Below are 3738 nucleotides of genomic sequence, written 5' to 3' on the forward strand. Positions count from 1 at the left end.
GCAAGTCGGCCCGCGACTGGCTGCAGCGGCTATCGACCGAAGGAATCACCCGGCTGCCGGATCTGGCCTAATTCGCCAATCTCGCTTGGTCGTCCCGCCTTCGCCGGGACGACGGTGGACAGCCTTACTGCGACGCGAGCCAGTGTCCGGGGCACGAACCGCGGCCATGCCGAACCCCATTGGCTTCCCCCCCGCTACGTGGCATTTTCCGGGTAACCACGAAGCAAGGCCCGGGAGTGACGTTTTTAATGCCGACTGCGATCGACGACCTGCGGCTTGCCGCGGATTTCGCGCCCGCCAGCCACGACGACTGGCGCAAGCTGGTCGATGGCGTGCTGAAGGGCGCGCCGTTCGAGAAACTGGTCAGCAAGACCTATGACGGCATCAAGCTGCAGCCGATCTACCCGCGCGCACATCACGCCGCGCCGATCGCCGGCCGCGCTGCCGGCGCGCCCTGGCAGATCATGCAGCGCATCGATCATCCCGATGCCGCCAAGGCGAACGCGCAGGCGCTGCACGATCTGGAAAACGGCGCCACTGGACTGACGCTGGTATTCCAGGGCGCCAACGGCGCGCGCGGCTTCGGAATCGAAGCCACCCCCGAATCAATTGCGAAACTGCTCGACGGCGTCTTCATCGACGCCGGCATCGCGCTGGAGCTGCAGGCCGGCCCGCAATCGCGGATGGCCGCGCTGCATCTCGCCGATTACATCGCCAGGAAAGAGATCGATCCGGCCAAATGCGACATCCGTTTCGGCTACGATCCGATCGGCGCCACCGCCGTGTGGGGCCAAAGCGCCTATAATTGGTGGGAGATGGCCCCTCCCGTCACCGAGGCCATCAAGAAGCTCGCGGCTGCCGGCTTCAAGGGACCGTTCGCGGTCGCCGACGGCCGCATCATCCACGACGCCGGTGGCTCCGAGGTCCAGGAGCTGTCCTGGGTGCTGGCGGTGGCGGTGTCCTATCTGCGCGCGCTGGAGGACGCCAATATCCCGGTCGAGACCGCCCGCAGCATGATCTATGCGCGACTCTCCGCCGACGCCGACCAGTTTCTGACGCTGGCGAAATTCCGCGCGCTGCGGCTGCTATGGGCGCGGATCGAGGAGAGCTGCGGGGTGAAGCCGAAGCCGCTGTTCATCGCCGCCGATACCGCGTGGCGAATGCTGACCCAGCGCGATCCTTACGTGAACCTGCTGCGCGCCACGGTCGCGACCTTCTCGGCCGGCCTCGGCGGCGCCAATGCGATCTGCGTGCTGCCGCATACGCTGGCGCTCGGCCTGCCCGACGCCTTTGCGCGCCGTGCCGCGCGGAATACCCAGCTGGTGCTGCTGGAAGAAGCCAACCTCGCCAAAGTGTCCGACCCCGCCGCCGGCGCCGGTGGCATCGAGGCGCTGACGCTGGAATTGTGCGAGGCTGCGTGGGCCCAGTTCCAGGACATCGAAAAGAACGGCGGCGCCTTCCCAGCGCTCGGCAACAATCTGATCCAGCCGCGCATCGCCGCCACGCGAAAAGCCCGCCAGGCCAGCATCGCGAAGCGCCGCGAGGTGCTGACCGGAGCCTCCGAATTCCCCAATCTGCACGAGCCCCGCGCCAGCGTGCTGAAGGTCAAGCCGGTGCCGGCCAGGCCTTATGGCAAGGACAAGATCAAGTTCAACGCGCTGGAGCCGATCCGGCTGGCGGTGCCGTTCGAGGCGTTGCGCGACAAGTCCGACCACATCCTGGCGCGCAAGGGCGCGCGGCCAAAGATGTTCCTCGCCAATCTCGGCACCGCCGCCGACTTCACCGCGCGGGCAAGCTTTGCCAAGAGCTTCTTCGAAACCGGCGGCATCGAGGCCGTCGACACCGAGGGTTTTTCCGAGCCCACCGCGCTTGCGGAGGCCTTCAAGGCCTCCGGTGCGGCGTTCGTCTGCCTGTGCTCGTCCGACAAGCTTTATCCGGTCCATGCCGAAGCAGCGGCACGAGCCCTGCAGGGCGCCGGCGCCAAACATATCTATCTCGCCGGCAAGCCCGGCGAGATGGAAGCCGGCTTGCGCGCATCCGGCGTGCGGGATTTCATCTTTGCCGGCACTGATGCGCTGGCGATGCTGGTGGCAGCCTACGGCATGATGGAGTGAGCATTGGCCATGGCGGGCAAACCGATGTTGACCGGCGGCTGCCAGTGTGGCGCCATCCGTTTTGCGTTGTCGGCGGCGCCGACGCGCGTCAGCATCTGCCATTGCCGGATGTGCCAGAAGGCCTCTGGCGCGCCGTTCGCGTCGCTGGCCGACATTCCGCACGAACATTTTTCATGGACTCGCGGCGCGCCTTCGGCGTTCCGGTCCTCGTCGATCGCGGAGCGCGATTTCTGCGCGGCCTGTGGCACGCCATTGAGCTATCGCCGCGTCGGCGGCACCGGGATCGAAATCATGACCGGCGCCTTCGATCGGCCCGACCGGGTGGTGCCGACGTCGCAATTCGGCACCGAGTCTCGTCTTGGCTGGGTCGGCCATGTCGCAAATCTGCCGAGCAAGACCACGCTGCAGAATTACGGTCCCGAACGACTGGCCGAAGTGTTCAGCTATCAGAACCCGGATCATGATTGAGATGACAGACACTCTGTTCCCCGGACGCGATGCAACACGCAGTGTTGCTTCGCAGATCCGGGGCCCCGGTTACTTTAACAGAGACCGGGATCCCGGATCTGCGCAGCAGCGTTTCACGCCGCGGCGCGTCCGGGAAACGATCTCAAATGGCTACTCCAGGGCTTAATGACATGAGCAAGATCCCCGTTTTCGCCGACATCGCCTTCGCCAGAAGCAGCGTAACCGCAGCACCGTCGCGCGGCGAGCCGTGGCTGACGCCCGAGGGTATTCTGGTCAAGCCCGGCTATAGCGAAGCCGATCTGGAGGGCATCGATTTTCTCGACAGCTGGCCCGGCATCGCGCCTTTCGTGCGCGGCCCCTACCCGACCATGTATGTCAACCAGCCCTGGACGATCCGGCAATATGCCGGCTTCTCCACCGCCGAGGATTCCAACGCCTTTTATCGCCGCAACCTCGCCGCCGGTCAGAAGGGATTGTCGGTCGCGTTCGATCTCGCGACCCATCGCGGCTATGACAGCGATCATCCGCGCGTCTCCGGCGATGTCGGCATGGCCGGCGTCGCGATCGATTCGATCTACGACATGCGCACGCTGTTCTCCGGCATTCCGCTCGACCAGATGAGCGTGTCGATGACCATGAACGGCGCGGTGCTGCCGATCCTGGCGCTGTTCGTCGCCGCCGCCGAAGAACAGGGCGTGCCGCCGGAAAAACTCACCGGCACCATTCAGAACGACATTCTGAAAGAGTTCATGGTGCGCAACACCTACATCTATCCGCCGACGCCCTCGATGCGGATCATCTCGGATATTTTTGCGTACACATCGCAAAAGATGCCGAAGTACAATTCGATCTCGATTTCCGGCTATCACATGCAGGAAGCCGGCGCGACGCAGGATCTGGAGCTCGCTTACACACTGGCCGACGGCGTCGAATATCTGCGCGCTGGCCTGGCCGCCGGTATCGACGTCGATCACTTCGCGCCACGGCTGTCATTCTTCTGGGCTATCGGCATGAACTTCTTCATGGAAGTCGCCAAGATGCGCGCCGCAAGGCTGCTGTGGGCCAAACTGTTGACTCCCTTCAACCCGAAAGACCCGCGCTCGCTGAGCCTGCGCACGCATGCGCAGACGTCCGGCTGGTCGCTGACCGCGCAAGA

3 protein-coding genes are annotated in these 3738 nt (G+C 64.7%); all 3 read left to right on the forward strand.

From position 1 onward, the window contains the following. Positions 1 to 248: 248 nt before the first annotated feature. Positions 249 to 2114, forward strand: coding sequence for a methylmalonyl-CoA mutase family protein (locus Q0S16_RS07375; protein WP_295846572.1), 1866 nt, complete (start codon positions 249 to 251; stop codon positions 2112 to 2114). A gap of 3 nt (positions 2115 to 2117) precedes the next feature. After that, the gene (locus Q0S16_RS07380) at positions 2118 to 2582 is read left to right on the forward strand and encodes a GFA family protein (protein ID WP_295846574.1); all 465 of its coding nucleotides are present in this window, start codon (positions 2118 to 2120) and stop codon (positions 2580 to 2582) included. Between the two features lie 170 nt (positions 2583 to 2752). Next, positions 2753 to 3738 (forward strand): methylmalonyl-CoA mutase family protein (locus tag Q0S16_RS07385; RefSeq protein ID WP_295846577.1); only part of this gene is annotated, 986 nt, incomplete at its 3' end.

Source organism: Tardiphaga sp., from assembly GCF_025356345.1.
Lineage (GTDB): Bacteria > Pseudomonadota > Alphaproteobacteria > Rhizobiales > Xanthobacteraceae > Tardiphaga.